Origin of the sequence: Naumannella cuiyingiana, from assembly GCF_013408305.1 — a bacterium.
GTDB lineage: Bacteria > Actinomycetota > Actinomycetes > Propionibacteriales > Propionibacteriaceae > Naumannella > Naumannella cuiyingiana.
In genome coordinates, this window is sequence record NZ_JACBZS010000001.1 from 1947719 (window position 1) to 1963914 (window position 16196).

The window sequence follows — 16196 nt, forward strand, 5'->3', positions numbered from 1 at the left end:
CGAGGTCATCGCAGTACCGCCTCCATCACGTCCTTCGCGATCGGCGCCGCCAGGCGTCCGCCGGCGATGTCATTGCGCGGGATGTCGGCCTCCTCGATGAAGACCGTCACGGCAACGGTCGGGTTGTCGGCGGGTGCGAAGGCGGTGAACCAGGCATACGGCGGCCGCTCCGGCGTGGTCTGCGCCGTACCGGTCTTGCCGCCCACGCCGATCCCGCTGATCTGCGCATTGGAGCCCGTGCCGTCCTCCACGACATTGACCATCATCTCGCGCAGGGCCCGGGCATTGTCCTCGCTCATCGCGGTGGACCGCACGCTCGGCCGCTTCTGACTGATCACCGACAGGTCCTCACCGCGGACGGTGCTGACCAGATAGGGGTCCATCACCTTGCCGCCGTTCGCGATGCCGGCGGTGACCATCGTCATCTGCAGCGGGCTGGCCGCCACATCGCCCTGCCCGATCGCGCTGAGCGCGGTCTGCGGCGCATTCGGGTCGTCGGGGTAGCGGCTCGCCGCCGCCGCCAGCTCGGGCAGCGGCCGGGAGCCGAAGCCGAACCGGCTGGCCTGGTCGCGCAGCTTGTCGTCGCCGAGCTGCAGCCCGAGATTGGCGAACGCGGTATTGCACGAGACCCGCAGCGCCTGGTCGATGGTGATCCTGGTGCCGCCGCAGTTGGTGTCGTTGCCGAGCTGGGTGTTGGTCTGCGGCAGCGTCAGCTTGTCGGGGGAGTCGACCTGCGTGTCGGGGTTCATCCCGTCCTCCAGGGCGGCGGCCGCGGTGACCAGCTTGAATGTCGAGCCGGGCGGGTAGATCTCCCGGGCCCCGCGATTGGCCAGCGGACGGTCGGGATCGTCGTTCAGCCGGGTCCAGGCCGCGTTGGCGTCGGCGATGTCATGACTGGCGATCTCGTTCGGGTCATAACTCGGCGAGGAAACCATCGCCAGCACCTCCCCGGTCTGCGGATTCATCGCCACGACGGCGCCCTTGCGGCCGTCCAAGCCCTCCCACGCGGCCCGCTGGGCGGCCGGGTTGATCGTGGTCTCCACGGTGGCGCCGGTCGGCTTCTGCCCGGTGATGGTGTCCATCAGCCGACGGATGAACAGCGAGTCGTCGGTGCCGGCCAGCTCGGTGTTGTAGGAGTTCTCCAGGGCGGTGCGGGCATGGTCGTAGGAGTAGTAGCCGGTGACCGGCGCGTAGATCTCGGGATCGTCGGGATAGACCCGCTGGTAGCCGTACTGGTCGTCGACCGGCTCGGTGATCGCCAGCTCGGTCGGGCCGACGGCGAGGATCGGTCCGCGGTCCTGGCCGAACTCGGAGTCGCGGGCCCGCCGATTCGCCGGGTCGGCATTCAGCGTGCCCTCGCGGACCAGCACGGTGTAGGTGGCATTGGCCAGCAGCAGCGCGAACATGATCATCGCGACGACGGAGACGCGGCGGATCGGGCGGTTCATCGCTCACCACCACCGGACACGACCTGGGTGCGCTCCTCGTCGGGGATCGCCGGACGGGCCACGACGGGACGGCGTACCTGGTTGGAGATGATCAGCAGCAGGCCGGCGACGGTCCAGTTGGCGAGCAGCGAGGAGCCGCCCTGCGACATGAACGGCGTGGTCAGACCGGTCAGCGGCAACAGCCGCGTCACCCCGCCGATGATCGCGAACACCTGCAGCGCCAGCACGAAGGAAAGGCCGGCGGCCAACAGCTTGCCGAACGGATCCCGGGAGGCGAGGGCGGTACGCAAACCGCGCGCCACCAGCAGCGCGTAGATCATGATCACGGCCATCAGGCCGGCGGTACCCAGCTCCTCGCCGATGCTGGCGGAGATGAAGTCCGACTTCGCCAGCGGGGTACGCCAGGGCTGCCCCTCGCCGAGACCGGTGCCCGACAGCCCGCCCCACGCCATCCCGAACTGGCCCTGGATGATCTGGAAGTTGCGATCGAAGTTGGCGAACGGGTCGAGCCAGGCCTGCACCCGCACCCGCACGTGGCTGAACGCGAAGTAGCCGCCGATCGCGCCGCCCACGAACAGCAAGGTGCCGAGGATCGGCCAGCCCGGCCGTTCGGTGGCGACGTAGAGCATCATCACGAACAGCCCGAAGAACAGCAGCGAGGTGCCGAGATCGCGCTGGAAGACCAAGATCGCCATCGCGACGCCCCAGACGATCATGATCGGGCCGAGGTCGCGCGGCCGGGGCAGGTCGATGCCGAGCACCCGGGCGCCGGCCAGGGCGAGCACATCGCGCTTCTCGACCAGATAGCCGGCGAAGGCGATCGACAGCGCGATCTTGGCGATCTCCGAGGGCTGGAAGGAGAACGGCCCGACCCCGATCCAGATCCGGGCCCCGTTGATCTCCCGGCCGATGCCGGGAAGCATCGGCAACAGCAACAACACGATGCTGGCCAGGCCGAGGGTATAGGTGAACCGCTGCAGCGGCCGATAGTCGCGAACCACGATCACGCCGAAGATCAACACCGCGACGGCGAGCACGCTCCACATCAGTTGGGTGGTGGCGTCATCGGTCGGCCGGTCGCTGAACCGGGTGGCGAGGTCCAGGCGGTGGATCATCACCAGTCCGAGCCCGTTCAGCGCGACGACACAGGGCAGGATCAGCGGGTCGGCATAGGGCAGCCGCCAGCGGATCACGGCATGGGCGGCGAGCGCCAGCCCGACCCAGATGCCGGCGACCACCGGCAGGTTCGGCGGTGCCTCCTCGAGCAGGTTCACCGAGGTGATCCAGTAGCCGGCGATGCCGATCCCGCAGGCCAGCAGCAGCATCGCGAGTTCGACATTGCGGCGCTTGTGGTAGACGACGGTGGTGCCCGCCTCGGCGGTCGCGGCGCTCATCCGCATTCCTGCGTGACGCCCGGGGTCGGGCTGGTGGTGGTCGGACTCGGGTTGGCGCTGCCCGTGTCCCGGGGGGCCGGCGTCGTGCCGGCGCTCGGCGATGCGCCCGGCGCCACCGACTCGCCGGTCCCGGGCGTCGGGCCGGGCGGCGCGGTCGGGGTCGGTTGCGGATCGAGCGGTGGTTCGGTGTTGCGCTGGGCGATGCACAGTTCGGCGGCCGCGCGCAGCTCCGCGACCGTGTTCCGGGCACCGGGCAGGTCGCTCGCGCGGATGTTCTCCGCGACCCGGTCGCGGAAGTAGCGGGGCAGGTCACTGACCCGGGTCTCGGTCACCTCCGAGACCTGGGACAGCGGTACGCCGGCCACGTCATCGGGCAGGCCGCGGTAGATGGCGACGTTCTCGCCGGCCACCCCGACGTAGTACTGCGTACCGATCCAGGCGTTGCCGGCCAGCGCGCCGATGCCGAGCAGGACGACCGCGGCGAGCACGCCGAGGGCGATCCGCAGCCAGCGCCGCCGCGGGGGGCTGGTCGGTGCATAGCGCTCGTGTTCGTCGTCGCGCTCGGACTCGACCAGCAACTGTTCGTCGGACTCGGCAGCCGCGCGCTCGGCCGCCGTGCGGTGCCGGACGGCCGGGATCGCGCGCTCGGTCGCCGCGCCGAGCACGATCGGTTCGAGCGCCTCGGCGGGCGCGTCGGAGCCGGCGCCCGCGGCGGGGGGCGTGCGGACCAGGGTGTCCTCGGTGCCGTCGTCATTGGTCACGGGCTCGCCCAGCGGCGCTACCGCGGCCTCGCCGGTGCCGGTCGCCGCTGGCCGCTCATCATCGCCCTGGACGTCGGCGAGCACGATGGTGATGTTGTCGATGCCGCCGCCGGCGTGGGCGAGGTCGATCAGCTCGTCCAGCGCGTCGGTCAGCTCCGGCCGGCGCATCGCGCGGGTGATCGACTCGTCATCGGTCAGCCCGGACAGTCCGTCGGAGCAGATCAGCAACCGGTCCCCGGGCTCGATGTCGACCAACTCCAGGTCGGGCTCGGTCGCGGCCTGGCCGTTCAGCACCTTCAGTAACAGATTCCGGTGCGGATGGGTGGCCGCCTCCTCCTCGGTGATCTTGCCCTCGTCGATCAGCGACTGCACCCAGGAATGATCATGAGTGGTACGCCGCAGCTCGCCGTCGCGCATCAGATAGGCGCGGGAGTCGCCGATGTGGGCGAGCGCCAGCCGGTCGCCGTCGAAGAGGTACGCCGAGACGGTCGTGCCCATCCCTTCGAGCTCGGGGTCGTCGGCGACCAGATCGGCGATCTTGTCGTTGGCGCGGGTGATCGCGCCCGCCAGCAGCGCCAACATGTCCTCGCCGCGCAGGGTGTGATCACGATCGGCGGCGGCACGCTCGTCCACCCGGCGGAACTGGTCGATGGCGACCGCGGAGGCAAGATCACCCGCCGCCGCGCCGCCCATCCCGTCGGCCACCACCAGCAGCCGCGGTGAGGCGTACCCCGAGTCCTGGTTGTTCTTGCGGACCGGGCCCGTCTCGGAGTGCGCGATGAAACTGAGCTTCATCAGCTGTCCAGCTTCAGTTGGGTACGCCCGATCCGCAAGGTGTCGGCGGGGGTGAGCTGCGTCGGCTGGGTGATCCGCTGCCCGTTGACATAGGTGCCATTGGTGGAGCCGAGGTCCTCGGCGACGATGATGCCGTCCGGGCGTACCGTCACCTGGCCGTGCCGGGTCGAGACGTAGTCGTCGTCGAGGATCAGTTGGCAGTCCGAGCTGCGGCCGATGCGCACCACGCCGCCCGCGAGGTCGGCCTCGATGCCCGCCTGCGGGCCGTTGCTGATCACCACCCGGCGCGGTGCACCGCGCTGGCGGCGCCGGCCGCGGCGGGGCTCGTCGAGGTCGGCGTGCGGCAGGTCAGCCGTGGCGACCTTGCGGCCGAAGATGTCGGTCCGGATGATCGATGCGCAGATCAGGATGAAGATCCACAGCAGCGCGAGGAAGGCCACCTTGATCACGGTGACGGCGATCGCCGAACCCATCTACTGCCCCGAGGGCGCGTGAACGAGCATCCGGGTGTTGCCGATCTCGATCCGGGTGCCGTCGCGTAGCTCCGCGGAGCGCACCCGTTCGCCGTTCACGCTGATGCCGTTGGTCGAACCGAGGTCGGTGATCGTGTAGGTCAGGTCCAGCCCGGAGCCGCCGACCTGGACCCGCGCATGGCGGCGCGAGATGCCCGGGTCGTTGATCCGCAGGTCGGCATCCGAGCCGCGGCCGATCGTGAAGCCGGGCGGGTTCAGCGGGTGCCGCATGCCGTTCACCTCGAGCACCAGCCGGGTGCGGCGCAGACTGCCGGTGGTCACCGGCTCGGCCGCGACACCGGCACTGCCGTCCACCTCGGCCACCGCCTCGGAGGAGACGTTGAACCGGCCCGTCGGCAGGTCCTCGTCGAGATCGAAGTGCAACATGATCGGGCCGTTGAACTCATAGCCCATGTTGCCGGCGTGGCCGCGCAACTCCGGGATGATCTCCGCGGTCAGCTTCTTGCCGTAGGGGGTGAGCCGGTCGTAGTCGTGCTGGGACAGTTCGATGACGAACTCGTTGGGCACGAGCCGGCGGTGGCGGGAGAGGATCTGGGCCTTCGAGTCGAGTTCCTTCTGCAGGCGGGCGGCGATCTCGACGGGCTGCACGTCGCCCTTGAAGGCGCGCGCGAAGACGCCGTTGACCGCTCCCTCGATCCGCTTCTCGAAGCGGTCGAACACGCTCATCTCTCCTCCTCTCCTTCTCGATGGCTGCGGAAAACCCCCGGGTCGGCCGCGTTAGGGCCGACCGGCGCGACGCGCGGACACCCGACGAGCGTACCCACCGGCGTCGATACTAATGGGGCCGCAGTGAACGGCACAGTTGCCGCTACCCGCGCGGCGGATCAGGCGCCGGGTTCGGGCGCCCGGCGGCCGAGCAGGTAGTAGCGCGTGGTCGTCTCGCCGGCCTGCGGGCCGCGCAGGTACCACTCGATGTCGGTCAGGCCGGCCGCCTCGGCCGCGGCGCGGACGGAATCGGGCGGGTGCAGGACGAAGTCCAGGTCGATGGCGTGGCCGAACCAGCGGTCGAGGCCGATCACCTCCGCGCCCGCGTGCAGGGCGATCAGCAGCCAGCCGCCCGGCCGCAGCGGGCGGGCCAGCGCGGCGATCGCGGGCGCGAGCTCGGAGCCGGCGAGGTGGATCAGGGAGTACCAGGCGAGCACCGCGCCCCAGCCGTCCGCGCCGGTTGGGCGGAGCAGTTGGCGCAGGTCACCGACGGCATAGTCGCCCTCGGGGTGGCGCTCCCGGGCCTGTTCGACCATCTCCTCGGTCAGGTCGATGCCGGTCGCGTGCGCGCCGCGGCGATTCAGGTACGCCGTGACGTGGCCCGGCCCGCAGCCGGCGTCGGCGATCGGCGCGTCGCCGGCCAGGGCCGCGATCCGGTCCAGCAGCCAACGCTCGAACGGCAGGCTCTGCTCGCCGTCGGCGAGCTCGTCGTCGAAGTTGTCGGCATAGGAACGGGCGACCGTGCCGTAGGCGGCCCGGACCCGGTCGTCGCGGGCCGGCCCGCCGGCGGCGAGCACGCTGTCCAGGTCGGCCGCGGGCTCGGCCGGGGCGGCGCCGTCGGCGTGCTCGACCGGCCCGAGCAGGTGGATCCAGCGGGGGTCGTGCTGCCCGGCCTGGCGTGGCAGTTGGCGTACCAGCGGCTGCTCGGCGGCGGCCATCGCGGCGAGCTCGGTCTCGACGGCGGCGCGGTCGTCGAAGGCGTACAGGCGCTCGGTGCGGGTCTTCAGCGCGCCGGCCGGCTGCGGGCCGCGGAGCAACAGCACGGTCAGCAGCGCCCGCTGGGCCGGAGTCCAGCCCGCACGGTGGGCGATGGTCTGGGCGAACTTCACCGCCCGCTGGCCGGCGCCGGCCCAGGTGGTGGTGACGAGGTCGGCATCGCGCAGCCGCTTCAGGGTCTCGTTGACGGTGCGCTCGTCGTAATCGGTGACGGGTTCGCGGCTGGAGGTCTGGTTGGCGGCGGTACGCACGGCGTTCAGCGTCAGCGGGTAGGAGCCCGGGACCGTGAGCTCCTTCTCCAACAGACTGCCGAGGATGCGCTGCTCCGCCGCGTCGAGCTGGGGCAGTTCGGTCACCGGATCATTGTGGCCCACCATCATCGTGGGCCAGTCGGGATAGTGGCCCAGTCGGGATTGGGATGATGGCTCAGGCGGGCGCGTAGCGGCGCAGCTGCTGGCCGGCCGCCAGGCCCGCGCGCATCTCCTCCAGGGTCGCCGGCGCGGCGCCGTGGGCGCGGGCCTGGACGAGCACATTGCCGAGCGCGGTCGCCTCGGTCGGGCCCGCCACCACCTCCCGGCCGGTCGCCGCGGCGGTGAGCCGGCACAGCGCCTCGTTCTGGGCGCCCCCGCCGACCACGTGCACGGTCGCGACGCGACGCCCGGACAGCGCCGAGGCCTGCTCGATGGTCCGGGCATAGGCCCCGGCGAGGGAGTCGAGGATCACCCGCACCGTCTCGGCCCGCGTGCGGGGCTCGGGCCAACCGTCGCGTCGCAGCGCCGCGGCGATCCGCTCGGGCATCTCGCCCGGCGCGATGAACTCCGCGTCGTCGACGTCGATCACCCCGCCGCCCGTGGGCAGCGCCCCGGCCTCGGCGAGCAGCGCGGCCGGCGTACCCGACACGCCCCAGGCGCGCAGGCATTCCTGCAGCAGCCACAGCCCGCCGACATTGCGCAGGTAGCGGATCCGATCGTCCACGCCGCGCTCGTTGGTGAAGTTGGCAGCGCGGCTGGCCTCGTCCAGCACCGGCGCGTCCAACTCGACACCCACCAGCGACCAGGTACCGGACGACACGAAGGCGATGTCGCGATCCGCGGCGGGTACGCCCACGACGGCCGAGGCCGTGTCGTGGGAGCCGACGGTGGTCACCGCGGCGTCCAGACCCAGTCGGCGGGCCAGCTCCGGGCGCAACCGCCCGCGCACCGTGCCGGGCTGCTCGATCGCCGGCAGCAATCCCGGATCGATCCCGAGCGCGGCGAGCAGTTCGCCCGACCAGTCGCCGGTGCGCACGTCGACCAGGCCGGTGGTGGAGGCGTTCGTGGCCTCCGTGGACAGCGCCCCGGTCAGGTGGTGGGCGATCAGATCGGGCAGCAGGACGATGTGTGCGGCGCGGTCCCACAGCGGCCCGTCGCGTTCGGCGTCGAGCTGGTAGAGGGTGGTGAACGGCAGGTGCTGCAGCCCGTTGATCGCGTACTGGCGGGCCCGGTCCACGGCGGCGTCGACGCGCGGCACGGCGGTCGCCGTGCGCTCGTCGCGATAGGCGATCGGATCGGCCAGCGGCCGGCCCGCCGCGTCCAGCAGCCCGTAGTCGACGGCCCAGGTGTCGATCCCGATCGACTCGGTCTGCGGGAAGTCGCGGGCCAGCGCGGCCAGTCCGCGCTCGACCTCGGTGAGCAGGCGGCCGAGCTCCCAGCGCAGGTGGCCGTCGCGGCGTACCGCCCCGTTGGCGAAGCGGTGCACCGCGACGAGCTCGACCCGCCGGGCGTCGACGATCCCCGCCATCACGCGGCCGCCGGAGGCCCCGATGTCGATCGCGCCGAAGACCCGGGGATTGATCACCACAGGCTCCGATCAGCGCAGGAAGGCCGCGGCGACGCCGGCGTCGACCGGCACGTGCAGGCCCGTGGTGTGGCTGAACTCGTCGGAGGTGAGCGCGGCCGCGGCATTGGCCACGTGCTCGGGCAACACCTCTCGCTTGAGCAACGTGCGCTGGGCATAGAACGCGCCGAGCTCGTCCTCGGGTACGCCGTAGACGGCCGCGCGCTGGGCGCCCCACCCCCCGGCGAAGATGCCCGAACCGCGGACGACGCCGTCGGGGTTGATCCCGTTGACGCGGATGCCGTGCTCGCCGAGTTCGGCGGCGAGCAGGCGTACCTGATGGGCCTGGTCGGCCTTGACGGCGCTGTAGGCGATGTTGTTCGGGCCGGCGAAGACCGAGTTCTTCGACGAGATGTAGACGAGGTCGCCGCCGAGGCGCTGTTCGATCATGGCCCGGGCCGCGGCCTGGGAGACCAGGAAGGCGCCCTTGGCCATCACCTCGTGCTGGATGTCCCAGTCGGACTCGGTGGTCTCCAGCAGCGGCTTGGAGATCGACAGGCCGGCGTTGTTGATCACCAGGTCGAGCCCACCGAAAGCGAGCAGTGCGGTGTTGACCGCGGCGCGGACGGCCTCGGCGTCGGCCACGTCGGCGGCCACGCCGACGGCGGTGTCGGGGCCGCCCAGCTCGGCAGCGGCCTCGCGCGCCTGCGCGGGATCGAGGTCGGCGATCACGACACATGCGCCCTCGGCGGCGAGCCGGGCGGCGATCGCCTTGCCGATCCCGGACGCGGCTCCGGTCACCAGGGCGATCCGGCCGGCATGGCTGCGCGGCTTCGGCATCCGCGCGAGCTTGGCCTCCTCCAGTGCCCAGTACTCGATCCGGAACTTCTCCGCCTCGTCGATCGGCGCGTAGGTCGAGACCGACTCGGCGCCGCGCATCACGTTGATCGCGTTGACATAGAACTCGCCGGCCACCCGCGCGGTCTGCTTGTCCTTGCCGTAGGAGAACATGCCGACGCCGGGGACGAGGATGATCGCCGGATCGGCGCCGCGCATGGCCGGGGAGTCCGCCGTCGCGTGCCGCTCGTAGTAGGCGCGATAGTCGGCCCGGTACGCCTCGTGCAGCTCGGCCAGGCGCGCCACGCATTCCTCGATCGGCGCATCGGCGGGCAGGTCGAGGACGAGCGGTTTGATCTTGGTCCGCAGGAAATGGTCGGGGCAGGAGGTGCCGAGCTCGGCCAGCGCCCCGAGCTTCTCCCCGGCGAGGAAGTCCAACACCTCGGGGCTGTCGGTGAAGTGGCCAACCATCCGCCGATCGGCGGACGCGACCGCGCGCAGGTGGGGAGCCAGGGCCGCGGCCTTGGCCCGGCGGCGATCCTCGGGCAGGGCGCCGAACCCGTCGCGGGGGGCGCCGAAGGGCTGATCGGAGCCGTTCTCGTCGAGATAGGCCTGGGCGGTGCGGATGATCCACAGGGAGTTCGCCTCGGCCTCGGCGGAGGTGTCTCCCCAGGCGGTGATCCCGTGGCCGCCGAGGATCACGCCGACCGCCTGGGGATTCTCGGACTTGATCTTGGCGATGTCCAGCCCCAGTTGGAATCCCGGCCGCCGCCACGGCACCCACGCCACCTTGTCGCCGAAGATCTCGGCGGTCAGCCGCTCACCGTCGGCGGCCGTGGCGATCGCGATGCCGGCATCGGGGTGCAGGTGATCGACATGGGCCGCGTCCACCAGCCCGTGCATGGCCGTGTCGATCGACGGCGCCGCGCCGCCCCTGCCGTGCAGGCAGTAGTCGAAGGCGGCGACCATCTCGTCCTCGCGCTCGACGCCGGGGTAGACGCCGGTCAGGGCCCGGAGCCGGTCCAGGCGCAGCACCGCCAGGCCGGGCTCGGTGAGCGTACCCAGGTCGCCGCCGGAGCCCTTCACCCACATCAGTTCGACATCGGCGCCGGTGGCGGGATCGGTCTCGGTGCCCTTGGCCGACGCGTTCCCGCCGGCATAGTTGGTGTTGCGCGGGTCGGAGCCGAGCCGGTTGGAGCGCGCGAGCAGGTCGGTGACGGCCTGGTTGGTCATGGTCGGGTGGGTCCTTCCGGATCGGTTCGGTGGGAGGAATCGGTCGGTACGCCGGGCGCTCAGGCGCCCCAGCCGGCCTGGGTGCCGCCGGTGCGTTCGGCCGCGATCTTGGCGAGGTGGCCGGACTCGGCGAAGGCCCGCATCGGGTCGGCGGGCAGCCCGCGGTCGGTGCGCCAGTCGGCGAGCAGTCCCCGCACGTCGGCGTTGTAGGCGTCCATCAGCACGGCATTGGCGCCCAGCACGTCGCCGTCGCGCTGTGCGGCGGCGAGCGCGGCGGCGTCGACCAGCAGCGCCTTCGCCGTGGCTTCCTGCACGTTCAGCACGGACCGGATCTGCCCGGGGATCTTGTCCTCGATGTTGTGGCACTCGTCGAGCATGAAGTTGATCATCGAGCCCGGCGCCAGGGCCCCGGCGCGGGCGAGCTCGTGCATGATCCGGAACAACTGGAACGGGTCGGCGGCTCCGGCCATCAGGTCGTCGTCGGCGTAGAAGCGGGAGTTGAAGTCGAAGGCGCCGAGGCGGTCGACCCGCAGCAACTGGGCGACGATGAACTCGATATTGGTGCCGGGGGCGTGGTGGCCGGTGTCGAGCACGACCTTCGCGCGCTCGCCGAGCGCACTGCAGTGCAGCAGGGCGGTGCCCCAGTCCGGAATGTCGGTGGCATAGAAGGCCGGCTCGAAGAATTTGTACTCAAGGATCAGCCGCATCCCGTCGTCCAGCCCGGCATAGATCTCGGCGAGGCCCTCGGCGAGCCGGTCCTGGCGCTGACGAAGATCATCCTGGCCCGGGTAGTTGAGCCCGTCGGCGAGCCAGATCTTCAGGTCGGTCGAGCCGGTGGCCCGCATCACCTCGATGCAGCGCAGGTGGTGATCGACGGCCTTGCGGCGTACCCGGGCCGACGGATTGCACAGCGAACCCAGCTTGTAGTCATCGTCCTGGAAGACATTGGAGTTGATCGCACCGATCGCGACGCCGTGCTCGGTCGCGTGCGCGGCGAGCGCGCCGAAGTCGTCGACCAGGTCCCACGGGATGTGCAGGGAGACCCGCGGCGCGATCCCGGTGTGGGCGTGCACCTGGCCGGCGTCGGCGATCTTCTCGAACGGGTCGCGCGGCGTGCCGGGGCTGGTGAAGACCTTGAACCGCGTACCGGAATTGCCGAACGCCCACGAGGGCAGCTCGATGGTCTGGGCGTCCAGCGCGGCCCGCGCGGCGCGGTCCAGGTCGGCGAGCTCCGGGGCGGCGTATGCCATGACGGCTCCTTCGTCGTCCTCGGTGGGGCGTGACCCACTTGGTATGAAACGATTCAATCAGATTTGATTGGGCCCCGCAAGATCCGGAGCGGAGGGTGATGGGCGACGCGACGAAGGCACGTATCGGTGACGTGGCGCGCGTTGCCGGCGTCTCGGTCGGCACGGTCTCCAATGTGCTCAACCGGCCCGAGATCGTCTCCGCCGGAACGCGGGAGCGGGTGCACGAGGCGATCGTCGAGCTCGGTTTCGTGCCGAATGCGTCGGCCCGACAACTGCGCGAGGGAGCGTCGAGGACGGCCGGCATGCTCGTGCTGGACATCGCGAACCCCTTCTTCACCGAGATGGCTCGGGGCGTGGAGGACCGGTTGATCGAGGCCGGACTGACGATGGCGCTGAGCTCCTCCGATGCCGATCCCGATCGCGAGCGCCGGGTCCTGGAGCAGTTCGCGCAGCAGCGCCTGCGGGGCGTACTGGTCACGCCGTCGCGCGGCACGGGCGACAATCTGGGCATCCTGCTCGACCAGGGGACGCGGGTTGTCCTCCTTGATCATCGACCGTCCGGTCTGGGCCTGGACGCGGTCGCCTCCGACGACGTCGCGGGCGGGCGTATTGCGCTGGATCACCTGCTGGGTCTCGGGCATCGACGGATCGGCTTCCTCAACGGCTCGCTCGACATCAAGCAGTGCCGCGATCGCCACGACGGCGCGCGGGAGGCGATCGCGGCGGCCGGCGGCGACCCGGATGCCGACCTGGTCGAGATCGAGGTGGCCGCGATGGATGCCGCCAACGGCTACGGCGCGATGCTCCAGTTGTTCGATGATCATCCCGAGCTGACCGCCGTGTTCTGTGTCAACGACCTGCTCGCGTTGGGCGTGATGCGAGCCGCCCGCGAGCGGGCGGTGTCCGTTCCCGCGGACCTCTCGGTGGTCGGCTACGACGACGTCGCCTTCGCCGGCGAGCTCGCCGTGCCGCTCACCTCGGTACGCCAGCCGACCTACCGGATGGGAGCCGAGGCGGCCGGCCTGTTGCTGGAGCGCGGGCGTCCCCGGCAGATCCTGTTCACCCCCGAGCTCGTGGTGCGCGCCTCGGCCGCACCGCCCGGCTGAGGGGTCTCACCATCGCCGCGGACGGCGCCTCCGGACCACCTATTGAAACGACTCAATATTTCCGTTAGCGTCGGCGCATCCGAGGGAGGGAGGCTGCGATGACGCGGTCCTGGACCGTGGCGAACGCGCGGACAGCCGTCTCGTCGGAGACCGCTCGGGGGCGGGCCTGCCTGCTGTTGCGGATCCGCCCGGAGGCCATCGAGGACTACGTCGCCGAGCACCAACGGGTCTGGCCGGAGATGCTCGCGGCGCTCAGCGCGGCCGGCTGGCGCAACTACTCGTTGTTCATCCGCGAGGCCGACGGTCTCGTCGTCGGCTACTTCGAGGCCGACGACGCCGAGGCCGCGGTCGCGGCGATGGCCGGCTCGCAGATCAATGCCCGATGGCAGGAGTCGATGGGTAGGTACTTCGTGCCGGGCACCGGTCCCGAGTTCTTGCCGATCTACTTCCACCTCGCCTGAATCAGCCCCAACACCAGAACCTCTGGTCGAAACACAAGGACGTGTCGAGATGAGCACAAACCAACCTGCGAAGGCCAGGCTGCGCGGCTGGCGCGCGACGATCGCGGTCGCGATGTCGAACTACATCGAGGCCGGTTCGATCATCGCGTTGGCGACCAGCCTGACCTTCTGGCAGGAGTACTTCGGCTTCGACAACCTCGCGGTGGGATTCATCGCGGCGATCAGCGCGAACGCGTTCGGTTCGGCGATCGGCGCGCTGATCGGCGGGCCGCTCGGCGATCGGTTCGGACGCAAGTTCATCTACACCTACGATCTTGTGCTCTACATGATCGGCACGGCCTTCGTGATCTTCGCGGTTGCGCCATGGATGCTGATCGTCGGCGTGCTGCTGACCGGCATCGCGGTCGGCGCCGGCGTACCGGTCGCGTGGACCTACATCGCCGAGGAAGCGCCGGCCGAGCAGCGCGCTCGTCATGTCGGGATGGCCCAGCTCGCCTGGTCGCTCGGACCGTTCCTGGTCTTCGCCATCGCGACCGTGCTGGTTCCGCTGGGCCTGTTCGGCAGCCGGTTGATCTTCGCGCACCTGTTCGTGGTCGCGTTCATCACCTGGTGGGTGCGCCGCGGGCTTGCGGAATCGCGGATCTGGTCCGAGAGCCGCCGGCCCGGCGTGTCCATGTCGCCGCTCGCCGGCCTGAAGGCGCTGCTCAGCCGCAAACAGAACATCACCGCGTTGATCTTCCTGTTCGGCGTGTACGCCATCTGGGGCGCGGTGGCGGGCCAGATGGGAATCTTCATGCCTCGGGTCTACGAGACCGCGGGAGTGGAGAGCCCCACCACCCAGAATCTGTTGCAGGTGCTGCTGTGGGGCTGCACCGTCGCCGCGACCTACTTCGGCTTCATGCTGCTCGCCGACCGGATGAGCCGCCGCCTGCTCTACGGCATCGGCGCGGCACTCGGTGTTGCGGCCTGGTTGATCCTCGTCTTCGCCCACGTCACCGGCCCGATGCTGATCGCCTTCGCCGTGCTCTGGGGCGTCTCCGCGGGTATCGGCGCGCAGGCGTTCTACGGCCTGTGGACGGCCGAGCTGTTCGCCACCCGCTACCGGGCCAGCGCGCAGGGCGTGCTGTTCTGCCTGGCCCGCATCGTGGTCGGCCTGTTGAGCTACTGGTTCCCGACGCTGCTCGCCACCCGCGGCGTACCGTTCGTCGGCGTGATCATGATCGCGCTACTCGTCGTGGCGCTGCTGATCGGTGTGCTGTTCGCGCCGGACACGCGAGGCAAGAGCCTGGAGCAGATCGAGCTCGAACGGTACGGGGAGAATCTCGAGGCTCGGGGCAACACCGCGGGTGCGGCCCGATGACGGCCACCGAGCGGCTCGACGTGCCGGAATCGGGCGATCCGCTGGTACGCCGCCGCGACTTCCCGCAGCCGGTGATCGGCATCGTCGGCGGCGGGCTCGGGGCCTACTGGCCGCAGTTCCCGGAGTTGCTGCCCGAGCTGCAGCGTGCCCAGACCGAGATCGTCCGCCGGTTCACCGAGGCCGATGCCCGCGTCGTGGACGCGGGATTCATCTCCGACGCGACCGAGGGCCGGGCGGCCGCCGCGCGCCTGCGGGCCGCGGACTGCGACCTGGTGGTGATCAACCTCGCCACCTACCTGACCAGCGACATGGTCCTGCCGATCGCGCAGCAGGCGGGCGCGCCGGTGTTGATCATCGACCTGCAGCCCGGGCCGCGGATGGATCATGCGCGGTTCGGCACGGGGGAGTGGCTGGCCTACTGCGGTCAGTGCTCGGTGCCCGAGGTGGCGAGCGTCTTCCGGCGGGCCGGCATCGACTTCCGCTCGGTCACCGGCCACCTCGGGTCGGATCGGGCGTGGGCCCGGATCGACGCCTGGCTGCGGGCAGCGAAGGCGCGTGCCGCGCTGCGCCGGGCCCGGCACGGACTGATGGGGCACCTGTATCCGGGGATGCTCGACGTGTCGACCGATCTGACCCGGCTGCCGGCGACCTTCGGCAGCCATGTCGAGGTGCTGGAGTTCGACGACCTGCGCGAACGGGTCGCGGAGGTCGACGACGCGGCCGCCGCCGAGCGGGTTGCCGCGGCCTCGTCGATCTTCGAGCTGGACGGCTCGGTCGACCCGGGCGATCTGGACTGGGCGGCGCGTGTCTCGCTGGGGCTCGACCGGCTGGTCGACGACTTCTCGCTGGACTCGCTGGCCTACTACCACCGCGGCCTGGCCGGCGAGCTGCACGAGCGGCTCGGGGCGGGGATGATTCTTGGTGCATCGCTGCTCACCGCGCGTGGCGTACCGGCAGCGGGGGAGTACGAACTGCGGACCAGCGTCGCCATGCTGATCGCGGAGGCTCTCGGCGCCGGTGGCTCCTTCACCGAGCTGCAGGCGCTGAACTTCGACGACGATGTCGTCGAGATGGGCCACGACGGTCCCGCCCACCTGCGGGTCGCCTCGCGGCAGCCGCTGCTGCGCGGGCTCGGCGTCTACCACGGCAAACGCGGCTACGGGGTCTCGGTCGAGTTCGACGTGACGGCGGGGCCCGTGACCACCTTCTCCCTCGGCCAGGAGCGCGACGGCTCGCTGACCTTCATCGCGGCGCAGGGCGAGGTGGTTCCCGGGCCGCTGATGCGGATCGGCAACACCACCTCGCGGGTCCACTTCGGCCGCGACCCGGGTGAGTGGGTCGACGACTGGTCGGCCACGGGCACCGGACACCACTGGGTGCTGACCACCGGGCACCACGCGGCAACGCTGCGCGCGGCCGCCGAACTGCTTGGCTGCGCCTACCGCGGCGTGTGAGGATCCCCGGCGAGAATTGGGGAGGCGCGCGCGGTCTGCTAACGTGTG

At 70.8% G+C, this 16196-nt stretch carries 13 protein-coding genes; 4 read left to right on the plus strand and 9 right to left on the minus strand.

Annotated features, from left to right (window positions below; translation table 11 throughout):
• Window positions 1–5: 5 nt before the first annotated feature.
• From GGQ54_RS08975 to rhaI, 9 genes are all read right to left on the minus strand, one after another.
• Window positions 6–1448 carry a peptidoglycan D,D-transpeptidase FtsI family protein gene (locus GGQ54_RS08975; RefSeq protein WP_179445077.1) on the minus strand — a complete coding sequence of 481 codons (1443 nt, stop codon included), beginning with the start codon at window positions 1446–1448 and terminating at the stop codon, window positions 6–8.
• Window positions 1445–2842 carry an FtsW/RodA/SpoVE family cell cycle protein gene (locus GGQ54_RS08980; RefSeq protein WP_179445078.1) on the minus strand — a complete coding sequence of 466 codons (1398 nt, stop codon included), beginning with the start codon at window positions 2840–2842 and terminating at the stop codon, window positions 1445–1447. Before GGQ54_RS08980 ends, GGQ54_RS08975 begins: the two co-directional genes overlap by 4 nt.
• Entirely contained in the window at window positions 2839–4398 is a 1560-nt protein-coding gene (locus tag GGQ54_RS08985; RefSeq protein WP_179445079.1) for a PP2C family protein-serine/threonine phosphatase, read from the minus strand. The genes GGQ54_RS08980 and GGQ54_RS08985 overlap by 4 nt, the downstream gene beginning before the upstream one ends.
• Complete coding sequence (locus GGQ54_RS08990) at window positions 4398–4871, minus strand: FHA domain-containing protein FhaB/FipA (protein ID WP_179445080.1); 474 nt, start codon at window positions 4869–4871, stop codon at window positions 4398–4400. The genes GGQ54_RS08985 and GGQ54_RS08990 overlap by 1 nt, the downstream gene beginning before the upstream one ends.
• A complete protein-coding gene (locus tag GGQ54_RS08995; protein ID WP_179445081.1) occupies window positions 4872–5597 on the minus strand; it encodes an FHA domain-containing protein in 726 nt (241 codons plus the stop codon).
• Between the two features lie 158 nt (window positions 5598–5755).
• Window positions 5756–6988 (minus strand): DUF480 domain-containing protein, encoded by a 1233-nt coding sequence (locus GGQ54_RS09000; RefSeq protein ID WP_343045910.1) that lies wholly within the window; start codon window positions 6986–6988, stop codon window positions 5756–5758.
• Window positions 6989–7058: 70 nt separating this feature from the next.
• Window positions 7059–8468: a rhamnulokinase gene (locus GGQ54_RS09005; RefSeq protein WP_343045911.1), complete on the minus strand. Its 1410-nt coding sequence runs from the start codon at window positions 8466–8468 to the stop codon at window positions 7059–7061.
• Window positions 8469–8480: 12 nt separating this feature from the next.
• Window positions 8481–10517: a bifunctional aldolase/short-chain dehydrogenase gene (locus tag GGQ54_RS09010; RefSeq protein ID WP_179445082.1), complete on the minus strand. Its 2037-nt coding sequence runs from the start codon at window positions 10515–10517 to the stop codon at window positions 8481–8483.
• A 59-nt stretch (window positions 10518–10576) separates the two neighbouring features.
• Window positions 10577–11767 (minus strand): L-rhamnose isomerase, encoded by a 1191-nt coding sequence (gene rhaI / locus GGQ54_RS09015; protein ID WP_179445083.1) that lies wholly within the window; start codon window positions 11765–11767, stop codon window positions 10577–10579.
• 98 nt (window positions 11768–11865) lie between these two features.
• Here rhaI and GGQ54_RS09020 point away from each other — a divergent pair, with 98 nt between their 5' ends.
• From GGQ54_RS09020 to GGQ54_RS09035, 4 genes are all read left to right on the plus strand, one after another.
• A complete protein-coding gene (locus tag GGQ54_RS09020; RefSeq protein ID WP_179445084.1) occupies window positions 11866–12873 on the plus strand; it encodes a LacI family DNA-binding transcriptional regulator in 1008 nt (335 codons plus the stop codon).
• A gap of 98 nt (window positions 12874–12971) precedes the next feature.
• Complete coding sequence (locus tag GGQ54_RS09025) at window positions 12972–13334, plus strand: L-rhamnose mutarotase (protein WP_179445085.1); 363 nt, start codon at window positions 12972–12974, stop codon at window positions 13332–13334.
• Window positions 13335–13383: 49 nt separating this feature from the next.
• On the plus strand, window positions 13384–14694 hold the full coding sequence (locus tag GGQ54_RS09030) for an MFS transporter (RefSeq protein ID WP_179445086.1): 1311 nt from the start codon (window positions 13384–13386) through the stop codon (window positions 14692–14694).
• Window positions 14691–16148, plus strand: a complete 1458-nt coding sequence (locus tag GGQ54_RS09035) for an L-fucose/L-arabinose isomerase family protein (protein ID WP_179445087.1) — start codon at window positions 14691–14693, stop codon at window positions 16146–16148. The genes GGQ54_RS09030 and GGQ54_RS09035 overlap by 4 nt, the downstream gene beginning before the upstream one ends.
• Window positions 16149–16196: the final 48 nt, after the last annotated feature.